The following is a 1435-nucleotide window of genomic DNA, read 5'->3' as shown; positions in this document are numbered from 1 at the left end:
TTCAACACCACAACATCATCATTATGAATTGATTAAAAAATAAAATATTATATTTGAAGAACTGGACTAGTGCTTTTCATAGGACACGTTGTTGTAGCACGTTATTTATATTCATATTTATTCCGCCAAACATCTTCTCCTTTCAAAAAGGCAAGTAGTATTTCAGTCATTTGGTCAACCGTTTTTATTTGTTTTACCAATAAAATATGGTCGTCGTCTGTCACAAATCCAGAAGCTAATCCGTCATCGTTTAAACTTCCGCTTACGTGTAAAGCTTTATATTCATCTCCATTTTCATCTTCCAATTGCACAATGTGAAATTCATTCCAATTCGTTGATGTCATTGTGCTTTTAATTATTTCCGCTGTTGCTTTTTCAGATATAGTTTTTGTTGTTTCTCCGTAATTATAAGAGACAGTAAGTTTTAAATCTCGCTTTTCTTGTCGAGTTTCAGAATTACGTAGTTCAGTCTTATTTTCCGCAACTTCAAGTGTATTTGAATTCCGTTTTGAATTCCAACTGCTCAAAGCCACTACTATTACAATTAATACTATAATTCCGATTATTATGTAGGTGCTCATTCTTTTCACGTTATTTTAATCGGTTTTTTATTTCGTTCATTAGTTTATTCTGTTCAAGGTTTTTTTCAAATTCCGCTTCTTTGTCAAATACGTTGTCTTTTCCAAAAAAGAGTTGACTTTCGTGATAGTAAAATAGTGCCCAATTCAGACTTCCGTCAAAAATTACCAAATCTGTGGCGAAAAACATTCCATCCCAATATTTGATTACCATTTTCCAAGTCATCATAATAGCTTGTCCAGAATTATCAGAATCCACAAATACATATTTGTCAAACGGAATTCCGAGATTGTATAACCATTTTTTAATTTCAGAATCACAGTTTTCGTAGACTTGAAACTTACTTTCCGTTTTGAAATATCCTTTCGTAAATGGACTCCAATCAGTTCCAGTTGAGTAACCCAACATTTTAGAAGAATTCAGATATTCTTTTACAATTTCAGTTCCCTTTTTATTCAGAAAATGAATTTGGTCTTTATGTTCTTCAGAAATCTTTTCAGCTTCTTCAGGCGACCAGAGAAAAGACCAACTCTTTGGAAAGTCAGTTTTATAATCCGCTAAATTTTCTTCTAAAACGTTCATTTCTCTAATGTGCTACAACGAGTTTGTATATGGAAAGTAGCGTAAAAACAAGTGCAATTTTTTCGGTTTAGAACAAGCCAAAACTTTTGTATTTTGTTTTTAACTTTACTTTTCAAAAGCCAAATCAAAAGATTTGGCGACTTACCAAATATACCAAATTTACGATTAAGAAATGACGTAGCTATTTTTTATATACGTCTTAAGTTAGCATTTCAATAAAAACATTAAATTAAGATCTATAAAAAAGAAAGAACAAAGAGAGGATTAAGGTTAT

General features: G+C 31.3%; 2 protein-coding genes. Both read right to left on the bottom strand.

Annotation, left to right across the window (positions count from 1 at the left end):
• Positions 1 to 101: 101 nt before the first annotated feature.
• Positions 102 to 581: a hypothetical protein gene (locus LX95_RS14500; RefSeq protein ID WP_111542172.1), complete on the bottom strand. Its 480-nt coding sequence runs from the start codon at positions 579 to 581 to the stop codon at positions 102 to 104.
• A gap of 10 nt (positions 582 to 591) precedes the next feature.
• Positions 592 to 1161 carry a hypothetical protein gene (locus tag LX95_RS14495; protein WP_111542171.1) on the bottom strand — a complete coding sequence of 190 codons (570 nt, stop codon included), beginning with the start codon at positions 1159 to 1161 and terminating at the stop codon, positions 592 to 594.
• Positions 1162 to 1435: the final 274 nt, after the last annotated feature.

The organism is Mesonia algae, from assembly GCF_003253545.1.
Taxonomy (GTDB): domain Bacteria; phylum Bacteroidota; class Bacteroidia; order Flavobacteriales; family Flavobacteriaceae; genus Mesonia; species Mesonia algae.
The sequence above is the reverse complement of the archived record's forward strand: the minus strand, read 5'-3'. Positions and strand labels throughout refer to the sequence as shown.

What these genes read in the sequence shown, in the direction of transcription:
- LX95_RS14500 (WP_111542172.1), bottom strand. Translation starts at nt 581, where the DNA reads ATGAGCACCTACATAATAATCGGAATTATAGTATTAATTGTAATAGTA.
- LX95_RS14495 (WP_111542171.1), bottom strand. Translation starts at nt 1,161, where the DNA reads ATGAACGTTTTAGAAGAAAATTTAGCGGATTATAAAACTGACTTTCCA.